Origin of the sequence: Paraburkholderia sp. UCT2, assembly GCF_014397665.1 — a bacterium.
GTDB lineage: Bacteria > Pseudomonadota > Gammaproteobacteria > Burkholderiales > Burkholderiaceae > Paraburkholderia > Paraburkholderia tuberum.
The window spans coordinates 19195-33438 of record NZ_VZQO01000066.1 but is presented as its reverse complement, the minus strand read 5'-3'; the positions used below and the strand labels follow the sequence as shown (position 1 = coordinate 33438).

Genomic DNA, 14244 nt, shown 5'->3' with positions numbered 1-14244 from the left:
CTACTCACAGGCCAAACTCAACGCAGTAGCACGAAGGCTGAACGAGCGACCACGAAAGACCCTGGATTACGAAACACCGGCTGAACGATTCCATCGAACTATTGCATCGACCGGTTGAATCCGCCCCGTTCACCTGCCGGCGGCCCGACGTGGCGAGACCTTTTGTTACACGCCAGTGAATCCACCTTACAAATGAGCGACTCTTGAAACATAGGCGGCAAGTACAGTGACTTAACGGACCCGGCCCATTGCCACGTCCGTCGGAGATCAGTCATGACACACGCCAAGCAGCCCGTGCAGCATGCCGGGATCCGACGCCGGATGAGCGGCTATACGCTGATCGCGGCCGCCGTCGCGCTCGCGGCGCAGAGCGCCCTGGCGCAGCAAGCGACACCCACGCCACAAGCCGCGGCGGCCGTCGGGCCGGGCGGCGATCCGTCGGGCGGCGCTCCGTCGGGCGGCGATCCGCCGGGGCGCATCGCGCGTCTGAACTACACGGCCGGCGCCGTGACCACCGAGCCCGCCGGCGCGACCGACTGGTCGTACGCGCAGATCAACCGGCCGCTGACGACCGGCGACCAGCTATGGAACGACCAGAACGCACGCTCCGAGCTGCACATCGGCTCGACCGCGGTGCGCCTCGGCCAGAACACGAGCCTCGACGTGCTCAATCTCGACGACACGACCGCGCAACTGAAAGTCGCGCAAGGCACGCTATCGACGCGCGTGCGCGAGCTCGCGCCGGGCTCGTCGTATGAAATCGACACGCCGAACCTTGCGCTCGGCGTGAATGGTCCCGGCGACTACCGCGTCGACGTCGCGCCGGACGGCAGCAGCACGACCGTCACCGTGCGCAGCGGCAGCGCGATCGCGTACGGCGACGGCGGCCAGGTGCCGGTCGCGGCGGGTCAGCAGATCCGCTTTGCCGGCACCAGCCTGCAGCAGCTCGCCGACAACCGCGCCCCCGCTCTCGACGAGCTCGACCAGTGGGCCGCCAGCCGCGACGCCACCGAAGACCGCTCGCTGTCGGCGCGCTACGTGTCGCGCGACATCCCCGGCTACGAGGACCTCGATGCCAACGGCACATGGCGCGAGACGCCGCAGTACGGCGAAGTGTGGGTGCCGAACGCGACGCCGGCCGGCTGGGCGCCGTATCACGACGGCCACTGGGTCTGGCAGGCGCCGTGGGGCTGGACCTGGGTCGACGACCAACCTTGGGGCTTCGCGCCGTACCACTACGGCCGCTGGGCCGAGGTCGACGGTACGTGGGCCTGGGTGCCAGGTCCGCTCGAAGCGGACGCGACGCCGGTCTATGCGCCGGCGCTGGTCGCATTCGTCGGCGACGACGACGGCGGCGTCGACTGGGGTGTGAACCTGGCGGTCGGCGGCGTCGTCGCGGCGGGCGTCGCGTGGTTTCCGCTCGGGCCGGGCGAGCGGTGGCATCCGCATTGGGGCGGTCACGACCGCTGGAGCGCTGGGTACTACGACCGCGTGAACCGCACGACGATCGTCAACGACTACCGCCACCGCCGCAACGTGAACATCCACAACACATACGTGAACTATCGCGTGCCGGGCGGTGTGACAGCCGTGCCGGCGACAGCGTTCGTGCACGGTCAGCCAGTCCGACGCTTTTCGCAGAAGGTCGATCCGGCGCAGTGGCGCAACGCGCGGATCAACCCGGGCGCACCGGGGATCGCGCCGGTGCGCGAAAGCTTCGGGTCGGATCTGCGGCGCGCGAACTACCGGCCACCGGCGAGCGTCGTCGGCCGGCCGGTCGTCGCGACTCGCAATCCCGTCATGCCGGCCGCTTATCACGACGAGCTCGCGCAGCGCTTCGCGCAAAGCGGCGGTCGGGTGCCCGGCGGCGGCCAGCCGGTCGTGCGCACCGCGGTGCCGGCGCATATGACCGGCGCACCGAGCGCGCTGCCGATGGCGAACGTGCGGGTCGTGCAATCGCATGTGCCGGGACGTCCGCCGGGGATGGCCGCGGGTGCGCCTGGCGCGCCTGGCGCAATGGGCGGTAACGGCCCGCATGGCGTCGAGCAGGCTGGCCAGCGGCCCGGCGAAGCCGGCGTCGTGGGGCCGCATGGCGAAGCGCCGCAAGCGCGTCCGGGCATGCCGCCGCAGATGGTCGGCAAGCCGCGTCCGCCGCAGTCTGGCGAGAGCGGGCTCGCGGGCAATATGGGCCATCCGTCGAATGGTGTGCCGCGGCCGCCGCAAGCAGCCGGTGGGAATTCAGCCAACCCGGCGGCGTACGCACGGCAGCGCGGCGCGCCGCAGGAATGGGGCGCGGTCGGCAGGTCTCAGCCGGCATGGACGCAGCCGCATACCCCGATGGCGCAGCAGGCACCGCGCATGGCGCAACCGGGCGGCCCGCAACAGCCGAGCTTCGCGCGACAGTCCGGTGCGCCCCACCCGCCGGACAACCCGGCCGCGCAGCAACAGGCGCGTGTGCCAAACTGGCATCCGCCTGTGACGCAACAGGCGCCGCACGCCGTCCCGCCGCAGCAACCGCGTCCCGAACCACAAATGCAGCAGGCGCAACAGCGGCGTGTCGAACCGCGTCCGCAGCCGATGCCGCAAGCCCCTCGGCCCGAACCGCAGTTCCAGCAGGCGCAGCAGCCGCGTGTCGAACCGCGTCCGCAGCCGATGCCGCAAGCCCCTCGGCCCGAACCGCAGTTCCAGCAGGCGCAGCAGCCGCATTTCGAACCGCGTCCGCAGCCGATGCCGCAACGTCCGCAGATGCAGCAGCCACGCCCCGAACCGCGGCCCCAGCAGGTGCAGCAGCCACGTCCGCAACCCCAGCCGCAACCGCAACATGCCGAGCAGCACCAGGGCGGCGGCAATCGCGACGAGCATCACAAGAGCTGAGCAGGACGCCTGCCGTCCCGGCAACAACAAAGCCCCGCGATGCAAACCATCGCGGGGCTTCTGTTATTCGACGACGACGAGGGCGAGCGCTACCGCCCCGCTCCCGCCGACATCAGATCGCCATCGGCGCCGTCAGCGGCTCGTGATGCCGATAGCCGACCAGAGAGAAATCCGCCGGCTCGATCGTCTCGAGCCATTCCGGCTCGTACACGCCGGTCTTCGCGTAGTCGGGCACGCGATCGGAAATCGCGAGCCGCGGACTCTCGTACGGCTCGCGCTCGAGCTGCTGGTGCAGCATATCGAGCTGATTCTCGTAGATATGCGCATCGCCGATGAAATAGCTGAACCAGCGCGGCGTATAGCCCGTCAGCCGTCCGACCAGATGCAGCAGCGCCGCGCCCTCGGTCAGATTGAAGGGCGTGCCAAGCCCGACGTCGTTGCTGCGGATATACAGGCACAGCGAAATTTCGCGGCGCGTAACGTTCGGCAGAAACTGGTACAGCAGATGGCAAGCCGGTAGAGCGATCTGGTCGAGCACGGCTGGGTTCCAGGCATGGAACAGAATGCGTCGATCGGCGGGATTCTGCATGATCGTGTCGAGACACTGGCGCAGCTGGTCGATCGCCTTGTAAAGCAACACCTTCGAGCGGCCTTCTTCGTCGAACTGCGTGATCACGCGAAAACCGCGCGCCTGCGCGTCAGCGAGCTGCGCACTCTCGCTGGCGTCGAGCACCTTGTAGGCCGGCCACTTGCGCCATTGCACGCCGTAGACATCACCGAGATCATCCGGGCCCTCGCGATACGGATTGGCGAGCCACTGCGCGTTCTGATTCGCGTTCCCGTCCCACACCTTGCAGCCGAGCTCGCGGAAATCCGCGGCGCTGCGCGAAGCACGCAGAAACCCGACCAGCTCGCCGATCGCCGACTTGAACGCGAGCTTCTTCGTCGTGACCGCTGGAAAGCCTTGTTGCAGATCGAAGCGCAGCATCGCGCCGGGCATGCTGATGGTGCGGATGCCGGTGCGGTTTTCCTGCCACGTGCCGGTGTCGAGAATCGTACGGACGAGGTCCAGGTATTGTTTCATGCAGTTTCCTTCGGCGCGGCGCGAACCCGATCAGGCGCGCACACGGAATTGAGCAAAACCCGATTCTAACAAGCGCGACCGCACGCCGCCGGGGCATGGCGCGCCGCATGGGGAATAGCGAGGGAAATATCAGACGGACGGGAAAACACCGCGGTACGCGATATACGGGCGGCAAACACGGGCGGCAAACACGCGCATGCAAAAGTGCTTCGACGCGACGCTTGCCGGCTGGCGTCGCTGCGCCCGGAAGGCACAGTCAATCCGTCCGAACCGGCACAGCCCGAGACCCACGGCGACGCGCCAGACCTTCACATGCCACGTCGCCCGTCTCGCCGCTCGCCCCGCCGCCTACAGATGCTGCACCGACGCCGGCAAATCGCCGTGCGGCGGCACCATCGGCTCACCTTCCATATGACGCATGCCGTGCGAGCACAACAGCCGGTACAGCGTTACTCGCGAGATGCCAAGTTCCTGCGCCGCGTCTCCGAGCCGCCCGCGATGCCGCAGCAACGCAAGCTCGATCGCCTGACGCTCGGCCGCTTCGCGCGCCTGCGCGAGCGACACCGGCACGATCTCGACGTATTCGGCAAGTTCGAGGTCGCGCGCGGTGATCGCGCGCCCCTCCGACATCACGATCGCGCGCCGCACCCGATTGATCAGTTCGCGAACGTTGCCGGGCCAGCCGTAGTTATGCAGCGCGGCGATCGCGTCGGGCGCGAAGCCACGCAGGCGGCGGCTCGCATCCTTCTTGAAACGTTCGAGCATGTGCCGCGCGAGCAGTTCGATGTCCTTGCCGCGCGCGCGCAGCGGCGGCTCGTCGATCTGCAGCACGCAGAGGCGGTGATAGAGGTCGGAACGGAAGCGCCCTTCGATCATCGCCGCGGTCATGTCCACGTGCGTGGCCGAAATGATGCGCACGTCGACGTCGATCGCGCTATGGCCGCCGAGCCGCTCGACCTTGCGCTCCTGCAGGAAGCGCAAGAGGCTCGCCTGGCTTTCGAGCGGCAGATCACCGATTTCGTCGAGAAACAGCGTGCCTCCGTTGGCCGCCTCAACCCGGCCGATCTTGCGCTGGTTCGCGCCGGTGAACGCACCGCGCTCATAGCCGAACAGCTCCGATTGCAGAAGATGCGGCGGGATCGCACCGCAATTGATCGGCACGAATGGCGCGTTGCGCCGCGCCGAGCGTTCATGAATGGCGACTGCCGTCAGCTCCTTGCCGGTACCCGATTCGCCGGAGATGAACACCGGCGCGTCGGTCATCGCGACCTTGCGGATCGAGCGGAACAGCGCGAGCATCGCGTCGCACGAGCCGACCATCTCGCCCTCGGCGCCTTGCGAGCCGTCGTGCGACGCCGTTTCGCTCAGCGAGATCATGCCGTACGCATGACCGACCGAGTCGACGATACGGTCGCCCGAAGACGGCACCGTCACGTAATCGAAACAGTAGTCGCGCACGAGCCGGCGCAACGCGGCGTCCTGGAGTTGGCCAGGCGTAGTGGCAGCGACCCAGCCGACGTTCGGCATGGTCAAACAGGATTCAAAAGCGGCGATTTCGTGCGGCTGGAAATCACTGGACAGATCGAGCAGGCCGCCAGCAGCCGAGCCGGTGCGCACTGCCCGGCGCGCATCGCGCGCCGATCCCACGACTTCGACATGCCAGCCACGCTGCATAAAACGCGTATTCAGTTCCGCGCTCGGGTCACGCGAAACGTAAATCAGTTGCCGCGTTGCGGGTTCCATTATTCAGATCCTCTCGTCAACGAACGTTAAGGACGACGCATGCACCTGAAATTGCGGTTCAGACACGCTGACTCGTCCAGGATTCGCGAATCGCAAAACCCGAACGGCCATTCCATTCCGTGCGGACAGCTGATCCCCAAGAAAGCGGCGTGTGTGTTCGAGACGGCCCGATATGGGCCTTTTTTAAATCTGAAGCTGTTTTCGAGAGCTTACTATACGCGCGCCGCTTCGAAAACAATTATGCGAATTTAATCGATTGACCCGTTGCCCATCAAGGCTTAGCGGCCGATCGCGATTTATTCAGCCGACAAATAAAACATTAGTGGAAGCGCTTTTCGTGGCGTTCTCGCGACAGTATTTCGTACCTCGCCGATTAACGAATTATAGGTATTTTCTGCTGATCCGTTTCAGGGCTGCAACGTTTTTTCCCGATTTGGAACGCATTAGTCGTGTTTGCGCTGGTTGGCGCCAGACGTATCAATGGATTGCGAGCGATGGCACACGTTTCGCTAATTGGCGTGCACCAGGGAGACACATCATGCGACTCGCATTCCGCATCGATCTGATAAGCCGCCGCGCACCATACTTCGCGATCTGCGCAGCTCTCGCGTTCAGCGCCCTGCCGGCAAATGCCGGCACCCCGACAGCGCAAGCCGCCCCGGCGCGATTCGCCACGCTGACGGATTCCAGCGATGCCGCCGCCCCCGCCTCCGCCAGCCTGCAAGCCACCACGCCGGTTGCCGCGGAGGACGACAGCCAGGTGGCCGCCAATTCGTCGAGCCCGGCTGCCGATGCTGCATCCATGAACGATATTTCGCTCGACGACCAGATGCTGTCGCGGCAACGCGGCGGCGCGGTCGGCATGTTGATGGTCGCCGCGACGCCCCGGTTGATGCAAAGCGGCGGCAACCAGGTGACGTTGTGGGACGAGATCGCGCCACCCTCGCCGCTGCCGGTGCCCGTCGATGCCGCGCGCGCCGCCCAGGGCAACGTCGCGACATACCAGCGCAAGTAAGCAGGACGAAGCCACGAACAGACGGCAAATAACCACGCAATGCAGGACCGGTGGCCGCGCGAGCAGTGACGCGCCCCACGACGGCGGGACACAGGCAACAAGAAGAGAGAAGGGACCGGGACATGAGTACGAACCAACAGACGCCGCACGCCCTCGGGCTGCCGGCGGCGTCGTTCAGCAACGCTCCCGTCTTGCCGCGCGCCGCTTCGGCCGGCATCGCCCTGCTCGCCAGCGTCCTCGTCACCGCCTGCTTCGCGAGCCATGCCTATGCCGAGCAGGTTGCCAATCCGGGCGACCTCGTCGTCGAGCGCAGCGTCACGCCGCGCGATGCGTTCGTCCCCGTGCCGCGCGACCAGGACCCGGTCGCCGTGCGCGCCACCATGTTCCCGGCCAACTCGTTCGATCCGACGATCGCGACGCTCGTCGGCGACACCGATCTGACGAACGCGCACGGCTCGAACGGCGTCGCCGCCGGCGGCGTACTCGGCGGCACCGGCATGCAGGCCGTCACGCAGATCCTCTCCGGCAAGGCGACCGGCAACACGATCCCGCTGAACTCGGGCGGCATCGGCGGACCGGCGACGGGCGTCGGCGGCACGATCAGCTCGTCGGTGACGGGCGCGCTCGCGCCGCTATCGAACGTGCTCGGCGGCACGCTCGGAGGTCTGAAATGAGCACACGCCTGCGCCCCTCGCTGCGCTCGCGGCAAATCGCTGCGGCACGCCCGGCCCTGCGCGTCTGCGCGTGCCTGTGCATGGGCGTCGCTGCGTTCGTCGCCGGCGCGGCTCACGCGCAGGCGCAAGCGGTGCCCATCGTCGGCGCCATCGCGACGATCGGCACCGGCGCGGGCATGGGCGCGACGGGCGCGCTCATGGTCAACGAAACGGCTGGCCTCGACAACGCGCAGGCCAACCAGATCACGGTGACGAACGGCGCCGCGCTCGGCAACGCGAACGCGAGCGTGCAAAGCGCGTCGGTGGCCGCGAACGTGCCGCGCGCGCAGGCGTCGATCGAAGCCAATGCGTTTTCGAACACATCCGGCGCGGTGCTGGTGAACCAGTCGGCCGGAGCAGGGAATCTGCAGCGCAACAGCACCCAGGTCGGGACTGCGGCGGCGCTCGGAGTCGAGACCGTCTCGGATGGGGAGCTATCCGCGACGGCCCCGAAAAACGGCAGTCCGGGGCAGTCGAACGCGATTCACGGCGTGCGCGAGGCAAGCATTTCCAGCGATGCCTTGCGCAACGCGAACGGAATCGTGCAGATCAACCAGGCAGCCGGCGCCGGTAATGCCACGGCAAACAGTTTTGTGCTCCGTCCCCCGGCGGGCATTTTTTTTAACTGACCACACTTAAGTATCGGAGCGAATCATGAAGCGCACTCTTATTGCCACGGCCGTTCTCGTTGCCGCGTCCGGCAGCGTGCTTGCCGCGCCGCAGAAGGCCTACCTGTTCAATACGACGGTCGTCGGCGAGATGGTCGGCGTCGAAGGTCTGGTCGGACTGTTTGGCTGCGTGCATGTCTCCAGCACGGCTAACGCGGTGATCAACAACAATCAGACCGTCAACGTGAATGCGACGCTCGATCCGCAGGCGCAGACCTACACCAGCGGCAACGTGACCACGACCCTGAACAACAGCAGAACGTCGGTCAGGGGCGGCGGCTCGGCATTCGCGTTCACGACGCAAAACCATACGTCGTCGAGCTCGAGCTCGCAGGGCTTCGAAGCCTCCGGCGGCTATGCGTACGGCAGCCAGAGCGCGAGCGTGACGAGCGGCGGCTATGAAACCAGCCAGCAGGCAGCCGGCATCGCGGGCAGCTTCTCGCACACAAGTCAGAACTCGGGCGGCCATCTGTCGGCCGGCGGCTCGATCGGCGGCAGCTACAGCTATCAGGACCACAACACGTTCTCGCACGGCAGCGGCTCGTTCAGCGCCCGCGGCGGCCTGCAGGCCGGTTATCGCGAATCGAGCTACGCGAACTCGTCGGGCGTCGCCGGCGGCTTCGAAGCGAGCGAAGCGTCCGGGCAAAGCCGTTCATGGGGCTTCAGGGCGAGCGAAGGCTCCGGCTATGCGATGGTCGGCGAGCAATCGTCGGGCTACTCGCGCAGCCGCTCGTCGTCGAGCGACTCGTATGGCGCCGCCTGGGGCATCGACGCAGGCATGTCGACGACCGACGTGACGACGCGCGGCTCGATCACGCAGCACATCAACAACGAAGCTGCCGCCACGCTGAATGCAACCACCGGCACCAACGCAGCCAGCAACGTGTCGGGCAACCTCGGCATCAACATCGCGGAAGGCATCGACAACGCGCAGAGCAACGACGTGTCGCTCGCCTCAGTCGACGTCGGCAACGTGTTCGGCAACGCGCAGGCCTTCAACGTGCAGTCCTCGGGCGGCAGCGCAACGATCCACAACTTCAATCTGAACGCGTCGGTCGGCAACGGGTCGCTGTCGGGTGTGACGGGCAACGTCGGTGTGAACATCGCTTCCGGTATCGGCAACGCGCAGGACAACGCGCTTGCCGGCGCCGTGACGACGACCTCGCCGGGCAAGGCGCTGACCACCGCGATGGATGCGACGGACGACAACTCGCAATCCGCGACGATGACCGTCCACGGGCAATTCCAGGGCACCGCGAGTCTGGGTGCCGATACGCTGAAAGGCGCATCCGGAAACATCGGCGTGAACATCGCCGGCGGCGCGGGCAACTTGCAGCACAACGGCCTTGCCATCGCGGCGCTGAACAGCGGCAAATAAGCCGACGACGCGGCGAGCGCGGGCAGGCAGAAGAAGCACAAAGCAGTCGGAGGGGCGCGCCGGCAGCCATCGAAGCTGCCGGCGCGGATCGGGCAGGAGACCAGCATGACCGGGTTCAAGGGGTTCCCGGCGCTACCGTTCGCCGTAGCGCTGGCAGGGTGCGTGCTGTGCGCGGATCACGCCGCCGCACAGTCGAGCATCGACACGTCCACGTTCGCCGGCGTGCCGTTGACGAAGACGGTCCGTTCGATGAAGGACCTGCGCTACAACCACATCGTCAATCAGCAATTCGATTACAGCTGCGGCGCCGCGGCGCTCGCCACCCTCCTCAAGTACGGCTACGGCATCGATATTCCGGAAACCGAACTGATTCGCCGGATGATGGTCTTTTCAACCCCCGAAGTCGTCGTCAAGAACGGCTTCTCGATGCTCGACATGAAGCACTTCGTCGAGACCATCGGACTGCGCGGCCGCGGCTTTCGCGTCAACGTCGAAGCGCTCCACCATCTTCAGATCCCCGTGATGGTCCTGATGAACATCGACGGCTACGAGCATTTCGTGATCGTCAAGCATGCGCAGGACGGCCGCGTGTTCATCGCGGATCCGGCGCTCGGCAATCGCATCGTGCTCGAAGAGGACTTCGCGAAGACCTGGAACGGTCTCGTGTTCGCGGTCCTCGGCAAACCCTTCAGGGAGGATTCACCACTGTTGCAGGACAACGAGTCGCTCGCGCTGAAGCTGCGCGCCGCTGCGCTGGCAGCCGGCACCGCCGCGACTCCCTTTTTCGAGTACGGCTTGAACAAGGCAGACATGTTCTGATCCCGCCATGAAGTCACACTTCACACAGCTTGGGTTCGTGTTCTGCGCCGTCGCCTGCGGCGCAGGCGGCCTCGCCCACGCTTCGGAGGGCGCCGCCTCGCCACCGGCTCCCGAACTTTCGATACCGCCCGAGCCAGGCGCCGCGCCCCTGCGGGTGCAGCTCGTCGGCGACGACGTGCTCGCGACCCAGACCGGCAAATACGCCGGCGCGACGATGATCTCCGGCTTCGTGCTGAACGTCATTTCGCATTGGCAGTTGCCCAACGGCGCGAGCGCGCTCGCCCAGGGATCGCTGAGCGCGGTGCAGAACGGCCGCGGCCAGCTCACGAGTTCCGTCAGCACGTTCGCGAGCGTGAGCGGCGGCGCGCACGGCCAACCAGGCGATTCGGGCGCCAACCCGAATGCCCAGGCGCGCGGCGGCCAGAGCGTCGGCGTCAATGGCGTGTCGCAGGTCACCCAGGTCGCGGGCGATCGAAACAGCGGCACCAACGCCGCGCTAATCGACTTCAACAACAGCGCCGTGACGCTGACGGGCTCCGCCAACGCGCCGTCGGCATCGGCCAGCAATTCGACCGGCTCCGTGAAAGCCGGCATTTCGTTCGGCAGCAACGGCGTGAACTTGGCGCTGCAGACACCCGCTGGGCTCGCCACCCAGACCATCGCGCCGAGCAACGGGCAGATCGCCCAGTTGCTGCAGATTGCAGGCAATAACCAGCAAGTCGCCAACGCCCTGCAACTGCATCTGCAAACCCAGCAGATGTCGGCTTCGATGCTTCGTCAGTTAGGCGTACTGCAGGCACTGCAAAACAGGAGATGACGAAGCGGGCGCCACCCGCCAGTTGCAGCAAAAGCAGTAAAGAAACGGCCGCGCAGTCAGCACCGCGCGGCCGGATCACCGGGGGAGCAAAAATGAAAAAAGTGTCATCGACCAGGGCACCGCGCATGGCTCTCGCGGCCATTCCGGCCGCCGTCATGCTGTGGGCTCTTTCTCAGACGGCGAGCGCGCAGGCGCTCGCCGGTCAATCCGTGGAGGACCGTCTGAACACGCTGATGCGCGTCGTCGACGAGCAGCAGCGGCAGATCCATTCGCTCGAACGGCAGGTCACCGAACTCGAGATGGCGCAGCGCGGACGCGGCGTGCCGGGCGCCGGCGCCCCCGCGGGCAGCGACACGGTGGCCGAGCAGCCCGGCGCCGACGGCCTGCCGGTGCCGCTGCCGCCGCTCGCGCAGATCGCGCCCGGCGCGCCCGCGCCGGCGGGCACCACCGGCACCGCGACCGGCGTGCCGGTCAATCCGCCGACGCCGGACGGCAGCAATGCAGGCAACGCCAGCGCCGGCGGCCTGCCCGCCGCCACGGACGGCAGCGGCGCGGTCGGCCGGACCCAGCGCGCGAACGAACCGGTGCGCACGCAGGCCGAGCAGGCGGTCGTGCAACGCGAGCATGCGCCGCTCTTCGACCATAAGCTGACGATGGACTTCGGCATCAGCGACACCTACTACGACCGTCGCCAGTTGCAGTTGTCGGGCTTCCTCGCGCTCGACGCGATTTTCCTCGGCAACATCAACCTCGGCCAGACCAAGTCGCACCAGGTGATGGCGGACCTCGACACGCGCTACGGCGTGTCCGACCGCATCAATGTCGACGTCGACGTGCCGTACGTGTATCGGCGCAGCACCTTCATCGTCGGCGGCGCGGGCGGCGCGGCGAGCACGCTGTCGGACGCGACGGTGTCGAGTCACGACATCGGCGACGTGAACTTCGGCATCTACTACCAGTTCGTCAGGGAAACCAATGCCTTGCCGGACGTGGTCGGCAGTCTGCGCGTGAAGGCGCCGACCGGCAGCTCGCCGTTCGGCGAAAAAGTCGTGCAGCTCGACGCGGACAACACCAACCTCGTCGCGCCGACCAGACTGCCGACCGGCACCGGCTTCTGGAACATCACGGCGGGTCTGTCGGTGCTGAAGACCTACGACCCGGTCGTGCTGTTCGGCAGCGTTTCCTATACCTACAACCTTGCGCGTTCGTTCGCGGACATCTCGTCGGTGCAGGGACAAACCGAACCGGCGACGGTCAAGCTCGGCGACATCGTGCAGTTCGGCGGAGGCGTCGCGCTCGCGTTCTCCGACAAGGATTCGGCCAGCGTGTCGTTCACGATGGCGCTCGAACCCGCGTCGCAGACCAAGTCGCCGGGCGGCAGCTATCAGAAGGTGCCGGGCAGCGAAACCACGGCCGCGGCGATGAATTTTGGCCTGAACCACGTCGTGAACAAGCATCTGACCATCAACGGCTCGGTATCGATCGGACTCACACCCGACGCGCCGAACTTCGTGGTTGGCATGCGCTTTCCGTACACCTTCTGACGTGCCAACGATACGAGGTCGAACGTGCGTGAATCACCTCATCTGAACAGTGTGGCTTCCGTCGCGGCAGCGGGATCGCATCTGTCGCTCGCGGTGCCGAAGCAGCGCGCCGCCGTGTCGTCCGCTGGGTCCGCGGCGGCGCCGGGCGTTCTCCCACCGGCAAGCAACGAAGCCGGCGGCCCGGCGAGCGCCGCGGTGCGCGGCGTCGAGCGACAGCTGCTGTACGTCGCGCGCACGCCCGACGAAACGCTGATCGCGCATCTGCAAAGCCGCGGCTGGCAGGTCGCGGCGGCGCGCTCGGCGCACGAACTCGGGCGGCTCGTGAAGCCTGACGTCGCATGCGCGGGGATCGTCGATCTGGCGAGCTTCGCGCCGCGCGACATCGGCGGGCTCGAGGCGAGCCTGCGTCAGCAGCAGATCGGCTGGATCGCGCTGGCGACCAACGAGCGGCTCGACGATCCGCTCGTGCGACGCCTCGTGCGCCACTACTGCTTCGACTTCGTGAAGTTGCCCGTCGCGCACGCGACGATCGACTATCTGGCCGGCCACGCGTTCGGCATGGTCGCGCTGTGCGACCCGGAACTTCCGCCGCCCGTCAGCGAAGCGGGCGACGAGGAAATGGTCGGCACCTGCGAGGCGATGCAACAGCTTTTTCGCACGATCCGCAAGGTCGCGAACACCGACGCGAGCGTGTTCATCGCGGGCGAATCGGGCACTGGCAAGGAGCTGACCGCGCTCGCGATCCACGAGCGCTCGCCGCGCCGCAAGGCGCCTTTCACGCCGATCAACTGCGGCGCGATCCCGCATCATCTTCTTCAATCCGAACTGTTCGGCTACGAGCGCGGCGCCTTTACCGGCGCGAATCAGCGCAAGATCGGCCGCGTCGAGGCGGCAGACGGCGGCACGCTGTTTCTCGACGAGATCGGCGATCTGCCGCTCGAAAGCCAGGCGAGCCTGCTGCGCTTTCTGCAGGAAGGCAAGATCGAGCGGCTCGGCGGACGCGAATCGATTCCGGTCGACGTGCGCATCATCTCGGCGACCCACGTCGATCTCGACGGCGCGATGCGCGAGGGCCAGTTCCGTGCGGATCTGTTTCATCGCCTGTGCGTGCTGCGCGTCGACGAGCCGCCGCTGCGCGCGCGGGGGCGGGACATCGAGATTCTCGCGTACCACATGCTGCACAAGTTCAAGACCGACAACGCGCGCAAGATTCGCGGCTTCACGCCGTCGGCGATCGAGGCGCTCTACAACTACAACTGGCCCGGCAACGTGCGCGAGCTGATCAACCGCGTGCGCCGCGCGATCGTGATGGCCGAGAACAAGCTGATCTCGGCCGACGACCTCGACCTCGCGGGCTACACCGGGCAGGAAAGCATGACGCTCACGCAGGCGCGCGAGGCTGCCGAGAAGCGCGCGATCGAGGCCGCGCTGCTGCGCCATCGGCACCGGTTGAACGAGGCGGCGGTGGATCTGAAGATTTCCCGCGTGACGCTGTATCGGCTGATGGGCGTGCACGGCTTGCGCGAACCGGGCAGCGCCGACGACAAGGGAGCGCTCCCCGCGGACGGGCCGGCGCGGGCGTGAGCGGC

11 protein-coding genes are annotated in these 14244 nt (G+C 66.8%); 9 read left to right on the top strand and 2 right to left on the bottom strand.

The features are described from left to right. Positions 1–273 precede the first annotated feature (273 nt). On the top strand, positions 274–2874 hold the full coding sequence (locus tag F6X39_RS33480) for a DUF6600 domain-containing protein (RefSeq protein WP_187619768.1): 2601 nt from the start codon (positions 274–276) through the stop codon (positions 2872–2874). 112 nt (positions 2875–2986) lie between these two features. On the opposite strand, the gene F6X39_RS33475 is transcribed toward F6X39_RS33480, so the two are convergent. Next, complete coding sequence (locus F6X39_RS33475; RefSeq protein ID WP_187619767.1) at positions 2987–3958, bottom strand: thymidylate synthase; 972 nt, start codon at positions 3956–3958, stop codon at positions 2987–2989. Positions 3959–4306: 348 nt separating this feature from the next. Further along, positions 4307–5701 (bottom strand): sigma-54 dependent transcriptional regulator, encoded by a 1395-nt coding sequence (locus tag F6X39_RS33470; RefSeq protein WP_187619766.1) that lies wholly within the window; start codon positions 5699–5701, stop codon positions 4307–4309. 538 nt (positions 5702–6239) lie between these two features. On the opposite strand from F6X39_RS33470, the gene F6X39_RS33465 reads away from it, so the two are divergent. The 8 genes from F6X39_RS33465 (at position 6240) to F6X39_RS33430 (ending at position 14239) form a co-directional block, all read left to right on the top strand. Beyond that, the gene (locus F6X39_RS33465) at positions 6240–6716 is read left to right on the top strand and encodes a hypothetical protein (protein WP_187619765.1); all 477 of its coding nucleotides are present in this window, start codon (positions 6240–6242) and stop codon (positions 6714–6716) included. Positions 6717–6838: 122 nt separating this feature from the next. Continuing rightward, positions 6839–7390 carry a hypothetical protein gene (locus tag F6X39_RS33460; RefSeq protein WP_187619764.1) on the top strand — a complete coding sequence of 184 codons (552 nt, stop codon included), beginning with the start codon at positions 6839–6841 and terminating at the stop codon, positions 7388–7390. After that, positions 7387–8058 (top strand): hypothetical protein, encoded by a 672-nt coding sequence (locus F6X39_RS33455; RefSeq protein WP_187619763.1) that lies wholly within the window; start codon positions 7387–7389, stop codon positions 8056–8058. Before F6X39_RS33460 ends, F6X39_RS33455 begins: the two co-directional genes overlap by 4 nt. A gap of 25 nt (positions 8059–8083) precedes the next feature. Further along, positions 8084–9475 carry a hypothetical protein gene (locus tag F6X39_RS33450; protein ID WP_187619762.1) on the top strand — a complete coding sequence of 464 codons (1392 nt, stop codon included), beginning with the start codon at positions 8084–8086 and terminating at the stop codon, positions 9473–9475. 105 nt (positions 9476–9580) lie between these two features. After that, positions 9581–10294, top strand: coding sequence for a C39 family peptidase (locus F6X39_RS33445; protein WP_187619761.1), 714 nt, complete (start codon positions 9581–9583; stop codon positions 10292–10294). Positions 10295–10301: 7 nt separating this feature from the next. Then, entirely contained in the window at positions 10302–11111 is an 810-nt protein-coding gene (locus F6X39_RS33440; protein ID WP_187619760.1) for a peptidase C39, read from the top strand. A 92-nt stretch (positions 11112–11203) separates the two neighbouring features. After that, positions 11204–12655 carry a hypothetical protein gene (locus tag F6X39_RS33435; protein WP_187619759.1) on the top strand — a complete coding sequence of 484 codons (1452 nt, stop codon included), beginning with the start codon at positions 11204–11206 and terminating at the stop codon, positions 12653–12655. Between the two features lie 24 nt (positions 12656–12679). Then, positions 12680–14239 carry a sigma-54 dependent transcriptional regulator gene (locus tag F6X39_RS33430; protein WP_187619758.1) on the top strand — a complete coding sequence of 520 codons (1560 nt, stop codon included), beginning with the start codon at positions 12680–12682 and terminating at the stop codon, positions 14237–14239. Positions 14240–14244 lie beyond the last annotated feature (5 nt).